Genomic DNA, 17,376 nt, shown 5'->3' on the forward strand with positions numbered 1-17,376 from the left:
GTTCTGAGTCAAATTTTGCCTGATGGCTGGCGTCATGCTCCGTTGGTGCCGGAGCGAGGGAGAGTGTCGAATGGCAGTGCTGGTGGAAGCGACGGCGGTGATCGTCCGCGCGGCGGCGGTGGAGCAGCGCATCCCGGGTGGGTGGGAGGTCCTGGGTGAAAGCCTGCCCGAGCAGGGGATCTGCTCGGATGACGAACTGGTCAGCATCAGCCTGTTCGATCCGGCCGAGGTGAGGCAACTGGTGGATCGACTGGTGGCGCTGGGGCTGCGCTTCGACTGGGAGGGGGATTTCGAGGACATCGCCTTCGCCGACCAGAAGCGTGGCCTGATTACCCCATGCGACTGGCTCACCTTCGAGACGGTCAACATCGGGATCGGCGGCACGCCGCCGAGCGTGGCAGTCTGTCGGCTTGCCGGTAGCCACAGCCATGAGTTGCGCGTCCCTGAGGGCTGGCGCTATCAGGGCTCGCTCAGTGAAGCGTTCGGTGCGGAGGGCAGCAGCGGCTTGTGAGATGCGTCAGTGGTGCCTATAACTCGGCTCCATGCTAAGGGTCGTCATGGGTACTACTGGAAACCCTTTTCTCTGGAACCGGGTCTACGCCCTGAATCAGCGTCAAGTCCGACCTAGCCCAGTGAGACATCGAGAAATAGCATGAGCACCAGTCCTACCGAAAGTCCCAGGGTCGCCTTGTTCTGGTGACCGCTGCGGTGGGTCTCGGGAATGATCTCGTGGCTGATGACATAGAGCATCGCGCCGGCGGCGAAGGCCAGCCCCCAGGGAAGCAGAACCTGTGACATGCTGACGACGCCCGCACCCAGCAGACCACCCAGAGGTTCGACCAATCCGGTAAGCGAGGCAATGATCCACGATCGCCAGCGTGAATAGCCCTCCCCGAGCAGCGCCACCGCCACTGCCAAACCTTCCGGCATGTTCTGGATGCCGATGCCGATGGCAAGCGGTAATCCTCCCTCTCTGCCTCCCGCACCGAAGGACACGCCGACGGCCAGGCCCTCTGGCAGGTTGTGGATCGTGATGGCAATGATGAACAACCAGACGCGGCGCAGCGATGCCGCCTCCGGCCCTTCACGCCCCTGCTCGAAGTGCTCGTGGGGAAGTCGCTCGTTAAGCAGGGCAACCAGCCCCATCCCCATCAATATTGCCGCGCAGGCAATAGCGGCAGGCAGGACATTACCGCCATAGCGCAGCTCGGAGGCTTCGAGGGAGGGGATGATCAGTGAAAAGAAGGACGCTGCCAGCATGACACCGGCGGCAAATCCGAGCGCCAGATCGCGGACGGCGCGATTGGGTGCCCTGCTGACCAGGATGGGAAGCGCCCCGATAGCCGTCATCGAGCCGGCGGCGAGGCTACCTAAAAACCCGAGCATGACGGGTGAAATATCTTCCATAATTCTGCTCGTGTGTATGAATACTGCCAAGAGGTATCACGGAGCATTTTGGTGATGAGGGAGGGGCTCCGGAATCAATTTGTTCGGCACCCAGCTCAGGTAGACCACCATACCGAACAGCTCGACCAGCGACTGGAAGACGATGACCACCACAGCAGCATGCCAAACCTCGGGCAGCGTCAGGGCGATGGGCAGCACGACGAAGGAATTGCGCGTGCCGAAACTGAAGGTCAGGGTCCTGGCTGAACGTGTCGGGAGCCGGAACAGCACGCCGAGCGTCTTGCCCAGGAAGGCGGCAAAGACCAGATAGCCGATAAAGATCAGCAGCACCTGCATCAACACCCCGCTGAGGCCGGCCACGGTCGTTACCTGCGATGCCGCGATGACGAAGACCACCAGTGCGAGCAGCGGGACAGGCAACATACCCATGCCATGCACCAGCCGTCTGGCATTGAGGTTGCGCTCGGCCAGACGCTCAGTCACCCAGGCCAGGGCCAGGGGAGTGAGGATCAATCCTGCAAAGGCGCTGAGCAGGTGGCTGTTGATCGCGGCCTGAAACCACTCCGCGCCCAGGAAGAGCCAGAGATAGGCGGGCAAGGCCAGTAACTGCCCCAGCAGTAGTACCGGCGTTGCGGCGATGGCCCGGCCGGTATCGCCCTTGCCCAGGTGGGTGAAGCTGATAAACCAGTCGGTACAAGGGACAAGCAGCACCAGCAGCACGCCGGCCTGCACGGCCAGCGATACGGGCAGAATGGTCATCACTCCGCCCAGTATGAGAGGAATCACCACGAAGTTGCCGAGCAGCAAGGCCGTCAGGAAACGCCAATCCTTGAGCCCTTGACCGATCCGCGTCAGCGGAACCTGAGTGAAGGTGGCATAGAGCAGCCCACCGAGCAGTGGCCAGAGGAAGGCTTCCAGCCGGGTTGTTGTATCCGGATGATTCAGCCCGATGACCAGGCCCGCCAAGATGCACGTCAGATAGATCCAGGACTGTCGACGTTCCATCCAATCGCGCATGGGGAAGAAGCCTTCTCGGTGCTTCAGTGATAAGCCTTCGGTCTTCAGACACTGTTCTCTGTCTTCACGACAGCAATGTAAACAGGTCGGGTCGGGCGCCTGGCAGTTCTATAGATACGCTCGCACGCTTCGCTGTCGCAGTATACGACGATGATCGCCTACTTGCCGGGTGATCGGCAGGGCGTCTCGTGCCGAGCCGTTGCCAGGCCGTATGCCATAAAGAGGGGGCGGGAGCTTTCACTCTCCCGCCCCTGACGCTTCGCTCGTCGGCGAATGTGCGCTGGCTTCAGGAATAGCGCCGGCGCTTGAAGGACACCTCTCGCAGATAGGCGGGGTTGGCCCCGATTCGACGCAGGTTGGCCCAGGTACCCTTGTAGTAAGGAATGTGGTTGGGATCTGTCCACTCGCTGACGAGATCGCCCTGCACTCCGTTGGGGAAGCCGAACATCATGAAGACGTGCCCTCGCCGGAGATCGGCCTCCAGGTAGGCCATGGCGTTCGTTGCGCCATAGTCGTTATAGATCTCGACGATATCGCCATTGGTGATACCCAGGGCCTTTGCATCGTCTGGATGGATCTCGATCGGGGCCATTGGGTAGCGGCCCTTGCGGAAGGCCAGATGCTGGTCGTGGTAGGCAGACTGCCAGATCTGGTTGGTACGACCGTTGTTGATCCAGAAGTCGTAGTTTTCCTTTTGCTTCTGGATCACTTCGGGGAATCCGTTCCAGGACGATGGCTGGAAGTGCGCCTTGCCGTCGTCGGTACTGAAGTTATTGTCGGTATAAAGCATCTCGGTGCCGATCAGCTTGCCGTCGCTGTACTCCTTGATGGGCAACTGCACGCCATTGTTACCGGCCTTGCTCAGCCGCTCGTATGTCGCCAGATGTCCCGTCGGTCCGCCCTGGCTGTCGATTTCCTTTTCGTGAGCCATGCGGAAACCGTCGTTGAAGGCATCCTCCTCGGTCGTCCAGTCGAATCCGGCGAACCGCTCGGCCATCGCCGTGTTGCCTGCCACCTCGTAGCGTGCTTTCAGCGCATTGGCCATGTCGGCGGCGATCAGGCAGTCCGGTCTGGCGATGCCAGGAGGGTCCATGAAGCGTTCGGAAAGCCGCAGCCGCCGCTCGCCGTTCATGGAGGTCAGGTTCATCTCCCCGGGATGCGTTGCCGGCAGGACCAGGTGAGAATATTCGGCGAACTTGGTGCGGTAAAGGTCGATATCGACGATGAACAGCCCGCCTTTGTTCTTGACGGCGTCATAGACGATGTCGATCAGTTCCTCGGTGGTGGCGCCGCGCGCCTCGGCCAACGCCTGGTTGACGATATTGGCACGACGCTTGATCACCTGGCGATAGGTCTCGGCATTGATAGTGGTCTGGAAGGCATTGCAGGCCCAGACCGTCAGCATCATGCCGTTGCCCTTGATGAGTTCCTGGTCGATATAGGGCGCCGGACGACCACCAGGGTAGGGCGGCCGTGTATAGCCTTCCTGATGGCCGCCCATGCGCACGACGCCGGTGCCTCGTCGACCCACGTTGTGCGTGGCCACTACGAGATTGACGATGGCGGATTGAATCCGATAGTTGTCGTTGCCCCAGATCACGCCCTTCTCATAGGCGTGCATGGTGCGTGGGGCATGACCGCTGGCCTTGGGCTTGTAGGCCCACTCGGCGGCCTTGATGATATCGGCCCGATCCAGCCCGGTAATGCGGCTGCACTCGTCCAGTTCCATTCGGTTGGCGGCAAGCATCTCCTCGAAGCCGCTGGTGTGCTCATCGATAAAGGCCTGGTCGTGCCAGCCCTGGTCGACCACGTAGGTCAGCAGCCCGTTGAACAGGGCGGTATCGGTGCCCGGTTGGAGGGCGAGGTGTAGGACGTTTTCCTTGCCGGCGACGGTTTCACAGATGGCGACCGTGGGCGTGCGCCGCGGGTCGACCAGGATGACCTTGCCCTTGCCGACGGCCTCGTCGGGAAACCATTCCTGCTTCTTGTCGATGTTGGCTCCCCTGAGGTTCGGCTCCCAGTGGGCCAGAAACCAGTTCGACTGGGTCTCGTAGGAGTTGCCCCCGATGGAAAAGATGACATCGCAGACTTCCGCGTCCTCGTAGCTGTTGTTTAGCTCGCCGATGCCCATGTCGCGGCTGGCATGGCATTCCGAGTTGTAGGCGGGGCGGTTGTGGATCCTCACCATTTTCGTCTGCAGGCCGGTGAAGATCAGCTTGCCGGTCGCCCAGGTGTTCTCGAAACCACCACCGGCACCGCCGTGGTCGAAGAGGTTGAAAAACAGCTGGTCGGCGCCGTCGTTGTCGAGGATACGCTGGGTCAGGCCCGCATACAGGGCCATGGAGCGTTCCCAGTTGGTTTCTACCCAGTCGTCTCCCGTGTACATCAGCGGATACTTGAGGCGTCGCTCGCCGATCGGTGTTTTCTCCGAGTACATCACGCTGGCCATCTGGCCGCCCCGCGTCGAGGACAGGCCCTGGTTCACGCTGCACTCCTTGTCGGGAAGGATCATGATGTTGTGTTCAGTGCCATCGTGATCCTTGATCTGGTTGACCATGGCCGGCGTCATGGTGAGCTGCATGGCAGGAAGCTGGCGGGTAAAGTCGAGCCCCAGCGCATTCTGATCGGCGGCCCTGCCGCCTTCCCGGTTGGCCGGCCACTTGTAGACGTGGTAACCACAGCCGACGATGCAGAAGTGGCAGGCCATATTGGTCTTCTGGGCATCTGCCGGGGGCAGTGGGATACGGTCCTTGAATTGCGTCATTGCTGTTCTCCCGGTTCAGATGATGTTGGCCTGGCGGCCATAGATCAGGCCATCCACCGACACGGCAAGCAGAGCATCCTCGGCCTCGTCATACTCCAGAATGATCCGGGGCAGGCTCTCGGTGGCATGGCCGATCACCATCTGGCCGGCGTTGTCGGGGTCGAAGATGCTGTAGTGGCAGGGGCACTTGAAGGTCTCCGCCTCATGGTCGTAGTTGACCGGACAGCCCATGTGCGTGCACTGGGTGCTGTAGGCCACCACATCTCCATCCGGGCCCACGCCGCCCTTGACGTTGCGCCCCTTGCGAATCATCACGCAGGGAGAGCGATTGTCGGGGTAATTGAAGTAGACGGGCTGATTCACGGCGACGTCACCCAGCTTGGCGATCGCCTCTCTTGGGTAGGGGAGGGTGGTGCTGCCGGTGGCTGCAGGGCTCTGGTCTTGCTGAGCCTTGGCAATAGGTGACAGCGACAGGGTGCCGACGGCAGCACTGCTGCCGGTCAACTTCAGGAAGTTACGGCGACTCAATCGTGACATCGTCTGACACTCCGGTGTTGTGGTTGTGGAGTCGGTATCGGGGTTGATGCGTAGAATTTATATGGATATTTGTATTTTGGAATTCATGATTCAGGCTAGTTTTGCCACGGCAGGCATGCAAGGGCGGATGGTTAAATGGGGCCATGTTTCGACCAAAAGCGTAGTACAACCCTGGCGCCGGCCGCACGGGTAGAGCGTTGTCTGATGTCGAATGGCTTGATGCATATCAAGAAAAAAGGCGAATATATTGTGGAACAGGCCCCGATGACGATGCGTCATCGGGGCCTGACATGCTGCGATCACGCCTTCAGCATGGTCTCGATCTTGTCGCGGTCCGGCACGCTGCCGCTATGCACCAGCGTGCCGTCGATGGCCACGCCCGGGGTCGACATGACCTTGTAGCCCATGATCGCGGCCGGGTCGGTGACCTTTTCCACATCGACCTCTACGCCCAATTCGCCAGCGACGGTTTGAATCTGTTCGGCGGTGTTGACGCACTTCTTGCAGCCGGTGCCCAGTACTTCGATCTTCTTCATGGTGATGCTCCTCTCAGGTCAGTATTCCGCTGAACAGCCAAGGGCTCAGCAGGTTGATCAGCCAGCCCACGACCATGAAATTGGCCAGCAGGATGACGAAGATGATGCCCAGCAGGCGCCACTGCATGACCTGCTTGAGCATGATGAACTCGGGGAAGCTGGCGGCCACGGTGCTCATGCAGAACGCCAGGGTGGTGCCTACCGGCAGCCCCTTGAGAATCAGGCTCTCCATCACCGGGATCACCGCGGTGGCATTGGAGTAGAGCGGCAGCCCGGCCAGCACGGCGACAGGCACGTTCCACCACTGGCCGCTGCCCAGGTTGTCGGCAAACCAGCCGTCGGGCACGAAGCCGTGCAGGGCGGCCCCCAGGCCAACGCCGATGATCACCCATTTCCAGATTCGTCCGACGATCTCCTTGAGCTCGTCGCGTGCGAACAGATGGCGGTCCTTCATGGTCAGCGTGGGTGCTTCGGGGGTCGGTCCGTCGTCTTGAGGGGTCTCCGCGGCCTGCTGGTAGGCCTTGGCGGCGAAGTCCTTGAGCCAGCGCTCGCCCTTCAGCAGGTCCAGAATCATGCCGCCACCGATACCCACGGCCATGCCGATTACGATGTAGACCAGGGTGAACTCCCACCCCAGCAGGCTCCACAGCATGATCACCGCTACCTCGTTGATGATCGGCGAGGTGAACAGGAACGCCATGGTGATGCCCAGCGGAATCCCGGCGCTGGTGAAACCCAGAAACAGCGGGATGCTGGAACAGGAGCAGAAGGGCGTGATGGCGCCGAAGCCGGCACCCAGGCCGTATCCAGCCAGGCGATGCTTCTGCTGGATGTAGTGACGCACCCGCTCGAGATCCAGCGATGCGCGCGCCAGGGCGATGATATAGATCATCACCACCAGCAACGCGAAGATCTTGGTGGTGTCCTCGACGAAGAAGTGCAGCGAGGTGCCGAGTTTGCTTTCGGGATCCAGGCCAGCCAGGCCATAGATCAGCCAGTCGGCTAGCCAGGTAAAGACCTCCAACATGTTTCGCTTCTCCCTGTGTGATAGGCGTTGTCACATAGGAAGACGCAGCACCTCGCAAAAGGATGCAGCCTCGATGCAAAGAGATCGGCCTATTCGTGTTGAGCGCGATGGCAGCAGACGCGGCCCTGTTCGTCGAATACGATGTCGCACTGCTCGATCAGGCGTTGACGCAGCCGCTGCCTGGCGCGGCGCAGCCGGGCTTTGGTAGCCGGCAGACCCAAGCCATTGAGTTCGGCATAGTCAGCCTGGCGAAGGCCTCCCAGATCGCAACGACTCAGGATGTCGCGGTCATCCTGCGATAGGTGAGGAAGAGCGCGTTCGATACAGTCAACCAGGCTATCCACGGGAGCGTGTGTCTCGGTCTCTGCAGGGAGTTCGGGTGGGTCTCCGTCTACCCATCGTCCCGTGCGGCGCCATTCGTCGATCCACTGATGTCGGGCCACGCGAAAGAGCCAGGCCCTGGGCGAATCCAGCGTGCAGAACTGCGCGCGGTGAGCAAGCGCCTTAGCATAGACCCCCTGGAGAAGGTCGTCTGCGGCATCGCGATCGCCGCTGTGCTTGATCAGGAAACCGCGGAGTTCGTCTCGGTGGGTTTGCCAGGCGGACTCGATACAGGCGTAAGTGCGTGGCTCGGCAGTCATGGTGTCTCTATGGATGACCTCTGTGGCGTCTGGCAGGGGGGAGCCGCTGGCACGGTGTGGCGTGCCAGCGGCCGTTTCTCAGAGGGTTTCCAGCGCCAGGGCGATGCCCTGCCCGCCACCGATACACAGGGTGACGATGCCGCGGCGCTCGCCGTTGCGTTGCATGGCATGCAGCAGGCGGGTAGTAAGCACCGCGCCGCTGGCGCCGATGGGGTGGCCGTGGGCGATAGCTCCGCCTTCCACATTAACGATCTCTTCGGGCAGACCGAGTTCGCGCTGGCAGGCCAGGGCGATGGCGGCGAAGGCCTCGTTGATCTCCACTCGATCGAGATCGCCCACCGACCAGCCAGCGCGCTCGAGAGCCTGCTTCACCGCCGGCACGGGGCCGATGCCGAAGTAGTCCGGATCCACGGCAGCGACGCCGACGGCCACGAGGCGCGCCATCGGCGTGAGCCCCTGCTTGTCGGCCCAGTCCCGCTCGGCCACGATCATCGCGGCCGCGCCGCTGTTCAGCCCCGGGGCGTTACCCGCGGTGATGGTGCCGTCCTTGCGGAAGGCCGGCTTCATCTTGCCAAGCGTCTCGAGCGTGATGTCGGGACGGTTGTGCTCGTCGCGCATGAACGTCGTGGTGCCCTTGCGAGTGGTGAGCTCGACACCGGCGATTTCTGCATCAAAATGGCCGGCCTCCTGGGCCTTGGAGAAGCGCTGCTGTGAGCGCAGCGCCCAGGCGTCCTGGTCCTCGCGGGAGATGTTGTAGCGGCTGACCAGATCCTCGGTGTGCCACCCGGCGTGCTTGTTGCTGAAGGCGTCGTTGAGCCCGTCGAGCAGCATGCTGTCAAACATGGTGACATCGCCCATGCGCGCGCCCCAGCGGCCCTGAGGAAGCAGGTAGGGCGCGCGGTCCATATTCTCCATGCCGCCGGCGAGGGTGCAGTCGGTCATGCCGCTCCATATCTCCATGGCGGCATTGGCCACGGCTTGAGCGCCGGAACCACAGACGCGGTTGATGGTGAGCGCCGGCACATCCACCGGCAGCCCTCCAGCGATGCCGGCCTGGCGACTGGAGTTCATACGGCAGCCGGCCTGAATGACGTGACCCATGATCAGCGACTGCACCTTGTCGGGCGCCAGGCCGGATCGGGAGAGGGTTTCCGCAATGACCCGCGCACCAAGATCTGTGGCGGGGGTGTCTTTAAGGCTACCGGCGTAGGTGCCGACGGCAGTCCGGACGGGGTTGCAAATGACGATGTCGCGAGTTGACATGATTAACTCCTCGTTGTGATCAGGGAACAATCCTGAAGGCGTGATTCTCGGTATAGCACACCAATGGCATTGCTACCGTGACATGCCTCAAGCTTAGGGGGGAAGGGGCGCTTCAGCGTGCGGCGCCTTCGGACGCGGGGTCGTGTAGCTTGAGGGGACGCAATACCCAGAGGCCGAGAATCGGTCCTGGCAGCAGCCACCACAGCACCCAGGCACCCTGCAGTTCCCAAAACGCAGTGGTGAGCGAGATGGCTGGGATGGTCAGGGCGAATCCCACGGCGTTCATCACCGCCAGGGTCGAGCCCACCCGCTCGCGCGGTGCGCTGGCCGCGGCCAGTGCCGAGAACTGAGGCGAGTCGGCAATCACGGTCAGTCCCCATACCGCCAGCAAACCAAGCAGCAGCTCTGGCGGCAGCCAGGTCATCAGCGGGTAGGCCAGGCAGATCAGTCCGGAAGCGGCCAAGGCACGGCGCGCCACCCAAAGGCTGCCGAGCCGACGGCTCAGGCTCCCGCCCCCGACGCAGCCGACCAGCCCCAGCGCGATAACGGTGAACGACAGCCAGGGAATCCAGGCTTCCTGGGCGTCGAGACGACCCACTTCCCGGGCAACCAGGAAGGGTGTAAGTGTCCAGAAGGCATAGAGTTCCCAGCAGTGGCCGAAGTAGCCGCCGGCCACCGCGCGGAAACGGGGCTCTCGCAAGGCGGCTAATCCATCGAGCAGCCGTGCCTTGCCGCTCGACGGTGGTAGATGCGGGCCATCACCCAGGATGAAGATGCCCATCCCGCCGAGTAGAGCCAGGATGGAAGCACCCAGCAGCGACCACTCCCAGGGAAAGCCTAGGGTAGAGCCGCGAAGAAGATGAGGCAGGGCGGTACCCAGGGTGAGCATGCCCACCAGCCAGGCGAGGGCCGCGCCGGTGTATCGGGGTGTCCAGCCGATGACCAGTTTCATGCCCAGGGGATAGATGCCGGCCAGGCACAGCCCAGTCAAGAAACGCAGCGTGAGTGCCAGGGGCATCTGGTCGGCCACCAGCACGAAGCCGGCATTGGTCAGGGCGCCGGCCAGGCAGGAGGCGGCAAAGATATGGCTGGCGCGGAAGCGGTCGGCCAGGCCGGTGGTGGCGATGAACAGGGTGCCGGCGATGAAGCCCGACTGCACGGTGAGCGTCAGGCGACCCAGGTCCGCTTCGGAGAAGCTCAGGTCGCGCGACAGCGACAGCCCCACGCCGTTGACGGAGAACCACAGCGAGGTGCCGCAGAGCTGGGCGAGCACGATGACGAGAAGGGGGTAGCGATGAAGAAAGGTCGGGGTCATTCACGGATCCTCGCCGGTAAGCGGTCCCAAGGCAAGCGGCAGCTCATCACCTACCGCTTCAAAGGAATGCCTCCACAAAGGTGTTGGAGACGCCGAGCAGGAGGATTACGGTGGGCGCGAAGGCTAAAACCCGGCTTATTCATGGAGCGCGGCCTGAAAATGAAGATGACGGATGGTATTCTCTTGAGAAATCAGAACGTTCCGGCAAGAACCTGATTCCAGAGGACCATCCGCCATGGGTGAAAGCGTATCTCCCTGGATTCCGTCCTGCAACGGGTCCATCCGCGTTGAGCTTGATGGCCAGCGCACCACCAGCGACAGCGGCGCCCTGCTGCTGCGTGAAGCCCTCGATAACAGCGGTGTCATAGACGCACTGGACGATAACCTGATCGACCAACGTAACCCGCTGCGCGTCCGCCATTCGCTGGCCAGCCAGCTGCGCACCCTGGTGCTGCAGCGTGCGATGGGCTGGATCGACCTCAGCGATACCGACACGCTGCGCCGTGATCCGCTCTGGCAGCTGGCCTGCAGCGATGCGCGCGGGATGACGCCACTGGCCCAAGATCGGCCGTCTCAAGCCACGCTGTCGCGGCTGCTGACGTGCCTCGGGCGCAACGACAACATCGATGCCGTGCACGAAGGCCTGCTGCGACTGGTGGTCTGGCGTCTGACCTCGCTGAACAATGGCGAACGCCCCGAGCAGCTGACACTGGACATCGACGGCCTGCCGATCGAGGTCCACGGCCACCAGGGCGGGTCGGCCTACCATGGCCATGTCGGCGCGCGAATCTATTCGCCGCTGATCGCCTCGCTGGCCGAGACCGGCGACATGGTCGGCGGCCTGCTGCGCGAGGGCAACGCCGGCCCGGCCGAAAACGCCGACACCTGGATCCCGCATCTGGTACGGCGCCTCAACGAGAGTACCGGGGCCCAGGTGCGGGTACGCATCGATGCCGGCTTCACCGACAACGACACGCTTGAGGCCCTGGAAGACCGCAACATCGAGTACCTGGGGCGCCTGCGCAGCCACACGGGCCTGCAGAAGCTGGCAGCGCCGCACCTGAAGCGGCCACGAGGCCGGCCGCCCGAACAGCCTCGGGAGTGGTGCCATGATCTGGAGTACCAAGCCGGTTCCTGGCCGGCGCCACGGCGCGTGGTGCTGGTGGTGCAGGAACGTCCCGATGATCTGCTGCTGCATGCCTTCTTCCTGGTCACCAACCTCGGCAAGTTCGACTGGCCGCCGGAGAAGGTCCTGGCGCTCTACCGCAAGCGCGGCAGCGCCGAGGCGCACATGGGCGAGGTGAAGTCGGCACTCGACGTGCATCTCTCGTCGACCGATCGCGGCGCCTCCACCGTTCAGGACGTGATGGCCCGCAACGAGGTGAGCCTGCTGCTGAGTCTCTACGCCTACCAGGTCCTGCATGGGCTGCGGCGCTTGCTGGAGAGTCGGACACACCAAGGGTGGAGCCTGAGCCGGATGCGCGAGCAGGTGCTCAAGGTCGCCGCCACGCTATCGCTGCACGCAAGGCGCATCACCGTTCACCTTGGTGACGCTGCCGACAAATGGTGGCCTACCTTGCTGAAGGGGCTGCCGAGACTGACCGCGCTGAGTTGACGCCCTGACGAGACCACCACGGCACCAGAAATAGAGCGACCGCAGCGGCGGCCGGCGATCACGGCTGCTTTGACGGCTGCGATTGATTCCTGAGCGTTATAGAAAGGCGGCAGAAAAGCAGTATTCAGGTATTACTCAGCGGGCTCTCACGGCGTAGATACCGAACCAGATGACAGAAGCCACGGGCCAGCAGCTTCAGACCGCCCGCTCAGAGTCCTCGTGAATGAGGCGGGTAAAAGCATGATCAAGTCGTTGACCGCTACTCGTACCAGGGTGTAGCCGGTATCGCCGCGGGGCTGGTAGCTCCATACGGAGATCATGGCAGTGCAAGGCGCTGCAAGATGGCGCCGGCCAGGTACTCGAGGATCAGCGGCTGGAACATCACCATCAGAAAGAAGCGGATCTGCGAAGAACCAAAAAAAACGGTGTGACGTTCCCACTTCAGGGTTTGGTCGCTGAGATCAAGTATTTCCTGGGCCGACTCGACGTCGGGAGTCTTTCCGGCCACCTCGGCGATCCGGCCCTACTATGTCCTCGGCGATGACGTCGTCGTCGAGCGCGTTGTGAGTGCATGTCGGAGCCAGGAAAGGGGGAAATCCTTGTAGACTAGAGACTGGTCTCGCCCGGGCTAAGTGCACCGCATCAACGTGCCGCCCCTGTGCAAGCCCTCGGGAAGTGAGTTTCTCAGGAAACTCAAGTACCAATCGTGTCTGACGCGCAAATTGATAAGTCTTCCCCGAAGCCGAACGCCACACCGGCAGTACTTCGTTCGGGAGAGCGGGCACTACTCTGAACAGAACTGGGCGACCCCATCCTGAAAGGACCAGTCGATGTCATTGTTCTCGGTAATGGTGATGAACACATTGCCGGGATCGATCCCGGGATCGCGAGCCAGCGATTCGACTACTCTGGCATAGAATGCTTTCTTGGCGTCATCCGGGCGACCGCGGCGCATCACCAAGTGCATCATCACCCGCTCGGTGTCACGCGTTTGATATTCCAGGTAATCTGATTCGCATTCATGGATGATCTGATAGCGATCATCATCGGGAAACCCCATGGTGTCGATAACCGCCGAATTGACCCCATCGGCGATCGCCTTGATGTAGGCACGCGATTTACCTTTCAGTAGATAGATGTTGACAAGTGGCATCATATCCTCCAAATGGCAGTCAGTGCTCTGGCTGCAACGACATGGAACGTTTCAAGGCTGGACGTTAAACCGTCGAACGTAATCACTACCCGCGCCATCGGGGGAACACGATGTCTTAGGTGAGTACCATCCTTCTCAGACCCCGATATGCTGCGTGAGTATCCAGCAAGGATGGTGCCGTCAGCTTTGAAGATCTTTTTTCACCTGTTCAAATTCTTCTCGGGTAATGTCGCCTTTTGCGTAGCGTTTCTTGAGGACTTCGATGGCTGTTTCCGAATTCTTGGAGTCGCTCGAAGACCCGTCGGTGTCATTTCGACTTGTGTGTCTTGAAGCGCCTCCCCTACAGAAGTAGACCATGGCCATAAACAACACAATCATGAAAAGGGGCATGATGGGAAAAAGCCACCACCCGCCCCATGCAAAGGTTTCTGGTCCCATAGGTCACGGATACTCTTGGCATAATGAATGTATCGCTGCCTGGGGGTGACTGGACCTGAATTCAGGGACAATCACCGACCTCAGGCCTCAGGAGGATTCGCCGGGCACCACCAGCACCGGGCAATGGGCGTCACGAGCGATCGCCTCAGCGGTGCTGCCCAGCAGGAAGTCCTGGATGCGGTTACGGCCGCGCTTGCCGATCACGATCAGGTCCGCGTGCTCGCGCTTGGCCTCCTCGACGATGGCACGGCGTGGGTCGCCGTCCAGCACCCGGGTCTCGAGGTCCTTTGATCTGTTCGGCAAGGCCGTCCAGGTGGTGCTGGGCATCGGCCATCTCGCGCTCGCAGCAGCCCTCGGAGGCACAGCTCGCGGTCACCGCCAGGCGGCGCTGGAAGCGCGGGGCGAGCCGCTCGGCCTGGGCCTCGGCGCTTGCGACCGCTTCTGATCCATCGGTGGCCAACATCAGCAGACGTGAGTCGGCACCGCTTAGCTGCTCGGCTATCGGCTCCAACCAGAGTGGCTGCCGGGTCAGGCGGGCGGCGTCCAATGCCGTGCTACCGAGGAAGAACTCGTGCAGGCGGTTGTGGCCACGACAGCCAATCAACAGCAGGTTGGCGCCCAGTTCGTCAGCGACCTCGGTCAATACGGCGCCGGGTTCGCCGCTGCGCACCTCAGTGTCGATGGTCACCTCCAGGGCGGCGAGATCGCCGGCAATGCTCAGCAAGCTTCGCCTGGTAGTGAGGGCGATGAGTCTCCTCGGGAGTGGCGGGGTAGCGCGAGCTGAGCACGTATAACAGCGTCACCCGCTCGGTGCCCCAGGCGGTCAGCGTCTTCAACCGCTCCTGCAACAGCGGCAAGGCGGGGGAGAAGTCCACGGCGACCAGAATATGCTTGAACATGGTGTTACTCCTTGGAACGGGTGGGGGAGGCGCCCTCCACGAAGAGGTGCTTGAGGCCCAGGAAGCCCTCGACGTCGAGGGTCAACCTCTGGTCGACCAGCGTTGGGTCGATATAGAGCGTCATGCCGTCGAACTCGAGGCGGGTGAAGCGCTCGGGATCGTCCGGCATGTGCGCTTCGGCCACGGCAATATCGGCACTGCCGCCGCAGCAGCCGTGACGGGGCGAAAGGCGCACCGTCGCCACACCGCCTTTCTTGAGCAACCATTCGCTAGCCGGCTCTGTGACATTGATGGCCATGGTTCAGGCTTTCGCCTCGGCGACGGCCGGAGCGTCGGCCGTCGGGAAGTGGTGCCGAGTCTTGTTGGCGATGCGCACCAGCGCCAGCATGATCGGCACCTCCACCAGCACGCCCACCACCGTGGCCAGCGCCGCGCCGGACTGCAGGCCGAACAGAGCGATGGCGGCGGCGACGGCCAACTCGAAGAAGTTGCTGGCACCGATCATCGCCCCGGGGGCTGCCACGTTGTGGGGCACCTTCCACGCCTTGGCCCAGCCGTAGGCGATGAAGAAGATCAGGAAGGTCTGGATGATCAGCGGGACGGCGATCAGCACGATGTGCAGCGGCGCCTCGAGGATCACTTCGCCCTGGAAGGCGAACAGCAGTATCAAGGTGAGAATCAACCCGATGGGAGTGACCGGTGCCACCTTTTTCATGAAGACGTTGTCGAACCATTCGATGCCGTGGCGGGCGATCAGGCGTGCGGCGGGTCAGATAGCCGGCTACCAGCGGAATGACGATGTAGAGCACCACCGACAGCGCCACCGTGTCATAGGGCACCTGGATGTTGGAAACGCCGAGCAGCAGGATCACGATGGGCGCGAAGGCGAACAGCATGATCAGGTCGTTGACCGCCACCTGCACCAGGGTGTATGCGGCGTCGCCGCGGGTCAGGTAGCTCCACACGAAGACCATGGCAGTACAGGGCGCCGCGCCCAGCAGGATGGCCCCCGCCAGGTATTCACTGGCGCGATCCGCGGGGATCAGCGGGGCGAATACCACCATCAGGAAGAACCAGGCGATGGCGAACATGGTGAAGGGCTTGATCAGCCAGTTCACCGTGGTGGTAATGACGAGCCCCTTGGGCTGGCGGCGCACGCCGAGAATCGAGGTGAAGTCGATCTGCAGCATCATGGGGAAGATCATCGCCCAGATCAGGATGGCCACCGGGATCGATACCTGGGCGTACTCGAAACGTGACAGCGCGTCGGGAACCGCCGGAGCGAACTGGCCGAGCAGGATGCCGGCGACGATGGCCAGCGCCACCCAGAGGGAAAGGAAGCGTTCGAACAGTCCCATGCCCTCGGAGACGCTGGGGGCCTGTGATTCCTGCTGTGTGGTCATGGTGTCTCTCCTTTTTCTTCCTCAATAGCGCGCCGGTGGATCTCTGTTAGGGCATCAGTGAGGTCATCGGGCGAAAGGTCATCCAGCGGCAAGGTCAGCATGGCCGTGATGCGCGCCCTCAGGGCATGGAAGGTGCTCGCGTAGGCGGCCTCGATCGCGGCCTCGCTGCCCTTGGTTTGCGAGGGGTCGGGCACGCCCCAGTGGACGCGTACGGCCTTGCCCAGGAAGAGCGGGCAGGCCTCGCCGGCGGCGTTATCGCAGACGGTAATCGCCACATCCGGCGTCACGTCGAGATTCTCCCAGGACTTGCTGGCGAGCCCCCTGGTGGGAATGCCCTCCTTTTCCAGCCAGCGCAGCGTCAACGGGTCGACCTCGCCGGCCGGATGGCTGCCGCCGCTCCAGGCGCGGTGGCGTGTTCCGGTCAGGTGGTTGAACACCGCCTCGGCATAGATGGAGCGACAGGCGTTGCCGGTACAGAGAAACAGGATGTTCATGGTGTCTCCGATGAGACGCGGATAAGCGGGGTAGCGAGTTACCCGTCATAATATATGGAATTCCATATATGCTCAATTCCAGCCGTGGCCAGCCTGCCAGGACGCTGGTTCATCGAGGTCAGGGTGCGTTGCGCTGGGCGGGAGCGCGCTGGAAGGCCGGCGATACGCGGGTCGGGTCCTGGACGTCGCGATGGCGTGCGGCGGCCTCGGCCCACCAGCCGAGCTGGCCCAGGGTGCGGCCGAAGTAGCCGGCCCACCGGTCGGCGTCCTCCGGGAAGCTGCCATCCTCCGCCAGGGCCTCCTGGGCTCTGGGCACGTGGATCATCGCCGAGACCGGCAGGCAGCCGAGCTCCGCGAGGAAAGTGCGCAGGTTTACCGCGGCGCGGGCGCCGCCCCACTGGCCTGCAGAGTAGGTGACGATGGCGCTGGGCTTGAAGGCATAGAGCGAGCTGCCGAAGTGATTGAGCAGATGGGCCAGCGCCGGGCTCATCGAATGGTTGTACTCCGGGCTCACCATCACGTAGCCGTCGGCAACGGCAATCTTCCCGGCCAGCGTCTCCAGCGCCTCGGGCACCCGTGACGCGGGATAGGCGAAGTGTGGCTTGAATATGCCGCCCAGCTCGAACTCCAGCGGGTCGATCAGCTCCACGGTGGCGCCGTCGGCCTCGAGCAGCTGCACGCAGGCACGGGCTACTCTCAGGCCGAGACGGGCAGGCGCGGGCGGGGTACTGTCGCGGACGGTCCCCAGGAAGACCAGATAATGCGGCATGGGGTGGACTCCTTGAACATGAAGAGAGAAAGCCACCACGTTAGCAGACTCTGAAAGAGCGCGAACCCGGCGGCATTCATGCTGTGGAGCTGCCTTCC

General features: G+C 62.4%; 20 protein-coding genes and 1 pseudogene. 2 read left to right on the plus strand and 19 right to left on the minus strand.

The window, feature by feature from the left end:
* The first annotated feature begins 70 nt into the window (after nucleotides 1-70).
* Complete coding sequence (locus U5L98_RS07225) at nucleotides 71-511, plus strand: hypothetical protein (protein WP_322557642.1); 441 nt, start codon at nucleotides 71-73, stop codon at nucleotides 509-511.
* A gap of 113 nt (nucleotides 512-624) precedes the next feature.
* Here the strand turns inward: U5L98_RS07225 and U5L98_RS07230 are convergent, their stop codons facing one another.
* The 9 genes from U5L98_RS07230 to U5L98_RS07270 all read right to left on the minus strand — a co-directional run bounded on the left by U5L98_RS07230 (nucleotide 625) and on the right by U5L98_RS07270 (nucleotide 10,507).
* Nucleotides 625-1,407, minus strand: a complete 783-nt coding sequence (locus U5L98_RS07230; protein WP_322557643.1) for a ZIP family metal transporter — start codon at nucleotides 1,405-1,407, stop codon at nucleotides 625-627.
* A 36-nt stretch (nucleotides 1,408-1,443) separates the two neighbouring features.
* On the minus strand, nucleotides 1,444-2,424 hold the full coding sequence (locus U5L98_RS07235; protein ID WP_322557644.1) for an arsenic resistance protein: 981 nt from the start codon (nucleotides 2,422-2,424) through the stop codon (nucleotides 1,444-1,446).
* A 286-nt stretch (nucleotides 2,425-2,710) separates the two neighbouring features.
* Nucleotides 2,711-5,188, minus strand: coding sequence for an arsenate reductase (azurin) large subunit (locus tag U5L98_RS07240; RefSeq protein ID WP_322557645.1), 2,478 nt, complete (start codon nucleotides 5,186-5,188; stop codon nucleotides 2,711-2,713).
* Nucleotides 5,189-5,203: 15 nt separating this feature from the next.
* Nucleotides 5,204-5,725 (minus strand): arsenate reductase (azurin) small subunit, encoded by a 522-nt coding sequence (locus U5L98_RS07245; RefSeq protein ID WP_322557646.1) that lies wholly within the window; start codon nucleotides 5,723-5,725, stop codon nucleotides 5,204-5,206.
* A 299-nt stretch (nucleotides 5,726-6,024) separates the two neighbouring features.
* Complete coding sequence (locus tag U5L98_RS07250; protein WP_322557647.1) at nucleotides 6,025-6,261, minus strand: thioredoxin family protein; 237 nt, start codon at nucleotides 6,259-6,261, stop codon at nucleotides 6,025-6,027.
* 13 nt (nucleotides 6,262-6,274) lie between these two features.
* Nucleotides 6,275-7,288, minus strand: a complete 1,014-nt coding sequence (locus U5L98_RS07255; RefSeq protein WP_322557648.1) for a permease — start codon at nucleotides 7,286-7,288, stop codon at nucleotides 6,275-6,277.
* Between the two features lie 89 nt (nucleotides 7,289-7,377).
* Nucleotides 7,378-7,929 (minus strand): RNA polymerase sigma factor, encoded by a 552-nt coding sequence (locus tag U5L98_RS07260; protein ID WP_322557649.1) that lies wholly within the window; start codon nucleotides 7,927-7,929, stop codon nucleotides 7,378-7,380.
* A 78-nt stretch (nucleotides 7,930-8,007) separates the two neighbouring features.
* Nucleotides 8,008-9,192 carry an acetyl-CoA C-acetyltransferase gene (locus tag U5L98_RS07265; protein ID WP_322557650.1) on the minus strand — a complete coding sequence of 395 codons (1,185 nt, stop codon included), beginning with the start codon at nucleotides 9,190-9,192 and terminating at the stop codon, nucleotides 8,008-8,010.
* A 112-nt stretch (nucleotides 9,193-9,304) separates the two neighbouring features.
* Nucleotides 9,305-10,507 (minus strand): MFS transporter, encoded by a 1,203-nt coding sequence (locus U5L98_RS07270; RefSeq protein ID WP_322557651.1) that lies wholly within the window; start codon nucleotides 10,505-10,507, stop codon nucleotides 9,305-9,307.
* 235 nt (nucleotides 10,508-10,742) lie between these two features.
* On the opposite strand from U5L98_RS07270, the gene U5L98_RS07275 reads away from it, so the two are divergent.
* Nucleotides 10,743-12,122 (plus strand): IS1380 family transposase, encoded by a 1,380-nt coding sequence (locus U5L98_RS07275; protein WP_322557652.1) that lies wholly within the window; start codon nucleotides 10,743-10,745, stop codon nucleotides 12,120-12,122.
* A gap of 316 nt (nucleotides 12,123-12,438) precedes the next feature.
* On the opposite strand, the gene U5L98_RS18740 is transcribed toward U5L98_RS07275, so the two are convergent.
* The 10 genes and pseudogenes from U5L98_RS18740 to U5L98_RS07320 all read right to left on the minus strand — a co-directional run bounded on the left by U5L98_RS18740 (nucleotide 12,439) and on the right by U5L98_RS07320 (nucleotide 17,278).
* Entirely contained in the window at nucleotides 12,439-12,630 is a 192-nt protein-coding gene (locus U5L98_RS18740) for a hypothetical protein (RefSeq protein ID WP_416208185.1), read from the minus strand.
* Nucleotides 12,631-12,906: 276 nt separating this feature from the next.
* Nucleotides 12,907-13,275: a tautomerase family protein gene (locus U5L98_RS07285; protein WP_322557653.1), complete on the minus strand. Its 369-nt coding sequence runs from the start codon at nucleotides 13,273-13,275 to the stop codon at nucleotides 12,907-12,909.
* Nucleotides 13,276-13,455: 180 nt separating this feature from the next.
* On the minus strand, nucleotides 13,456-13,713 hold the full coding sequence (locus U5L98_RS18745) for an SHOCT domain-containing protein (RefSeq protein ID WP_416208186.1): 258 nt from the start codon (nucleotides 13,711-13,713) through the stop codon (nucleotides 13,456-13,458).
* 87 nt (nucleotides 13,714-13,800) lie between these two features.
* Nucleotides 13,801-13,983: a universal stress protein gene (locus U5L98_RS07290; RefSeq protein ID WP_322557654.1), complete on the minus strand. Its 183-nt coding sequence runs from the start codon at nucleotides 13,981-13,983 to the stop codon at nucleotides 13,801-13,803.
* The gene (locus U5L98_RS07295; protein ID WP_322557655.1) at nucleotides 13,895-14,437 is read right to left on the minus strand and encodes a universal stress protein; all 543 of its coding nucleotides are present in this window, start codon (nucleotides 14,435-14,437) and stop codon (nucleotides 13,895-13,897) included. Before U5L98_RS07295 ends, U5L98_RS07290 begins: the two co-directional genes overlap by 89 nt.
* Nucleotides 14,385-14,612: a hypothetical protein gene (locus tag U5L98_RS07300; RefSeq protein WP_322557656.1), complete on the minus strand. Its 228-nt coding sequence runs from the start codon at nucleotides 14,610-14,612 to the stop codon at nucleotides 14,385-14,387. The genes U5L98_RS07295 and U5L98_RS07300 overlap by 53 nt, the downstream gene beginning before the upstream one ends.
* A 4-nt stretch (nucleotides 14,613-14,616) precedes the next feature.
* Nucleotides 14,617-14,910, minus strand: a complete 294-nt coding sequence (locus U5L98_RS07305; protein ID WP_322557657.1) for a CC/Se motif family (seleno)protein — start codon at nucleotides 14,908-14,910, stop codon at nucleotides 14,617-14,619.
* Between the two features lie 3 nt (nucleotides 14,911-14,913).
* Nucleotides 14,914-16,015, minus strand: a pseudogene (gene arsB, locus U5L98_RS07310) (ACR3 family arsenite efflux transporter).
* Nucleotides 16,012-16,509 (minus strand): arsenate reductase ArsC, encoded by a 498-nt coding sequence (locus U5L98_RS07315; protein ID WP_322557658.1) that lies wholly within the window; start codon nucleotides 16,507-16,509, stop codon nucleotides 16,012-16,014. The pseudogene arsB and the gene U5L98_RS07315 overlap by 4 nt, the downstream one beginning before the upstream one ends.
* Before the next feature lie 118 nt (nucleotides 16,510-16,627).
* Entirely contained in the window at nucleotides 16,628-17,278 is a 651-nt protein-coding gene (locus U5L98_RS07320; RefSeq protein ID WP_322557659.1) for an NAD(P)H-dependent oxidoreductase, read from the minus strand.
* Between the last annotated feature and the right edge of the window lie 98 nt (nucleotides 17,279-17,376).

This window comes from Halomonas sp., assembly GCF_034520545.1.
Taxonomy (GTDB): domain Bacteria; phylum Pseudomonadota; class Gammaproteobacteria; order Pseudomonadales; family Halomonadaceae; genus Halomonas.